This window comes from Streptomyces musisoli (genome assembly GCF_016741855.1).
GTDB classification, from domain to species: Bacteria; Actinomycetota; Actinomycetes; order Streptomycetales; family Streptomycetaceae; genus Streptomyces; species Streptomyces musisoli.
This window is the reverse complement of record NZ_JAERRH010000116.1, coordinates 1-497: the sequence shown is the minus strand read 5'-3', so window position 1 is coordinate 497 and position 497 is coordinate 1. Positions and strand designations below refer to the sequence as shown.

1 protein-coding gene is annotated in these 497 nt (G+C 69.2%); it reads left to right on the top strand.

The features are described 5' to 3' along the window. Positions 1-497: AMP-binding enzyme (locus tag JK361_RS40715; protein ID WP_201828276.1), on the top strand; the 497-nt coding region annotated here is incomplete at both ends.

The window sequence follows — 497 nt, the reverse complement described above, 5'->3', positions numbered from 1 at the left end:
TTGACGGCTGAGCGGTTCGTGGCCAGTCCGTTCGTGCCGGGTGAGCGGATGTATCGCACGGGTGATCTGGCGCGCTGGAACGCGGACGGGACGCTGGAGTTTTTGGGGCGTGCGGACTTCCAGGTGAAGATCCGTGGGTTCCGTGTCGAACTCGGCGAGGTCGAAACGGTGCTGGCCGGGCATCCGCGGGTCGGTCAGGTGGCGGTGATCGCGCGTGAGGACCAGCCGGGCGACAAGCGCCTGGTTGCCTATGTCGTTGCGGCCGCGGGGGAGACGGAGCGGCTGGATCCGGCGGAACTGCGGCGGTATGCGGGTGAGCGGCTGCCGGAGTTCATGGTGCCGGCGGCCGTGATGGTGCTGGAGTCGTTCCCGGTGACGGCGAACGGCAAGCTGGACCGTCGGGCCCTGCCCGCACCGCAGTACGTGTCGGCGGTGGCCTCCAGGGCTGCGCGCAACCCGCGTGAGGAAGTGCTGTGCGCGGTCTTCGCCGAGATCCT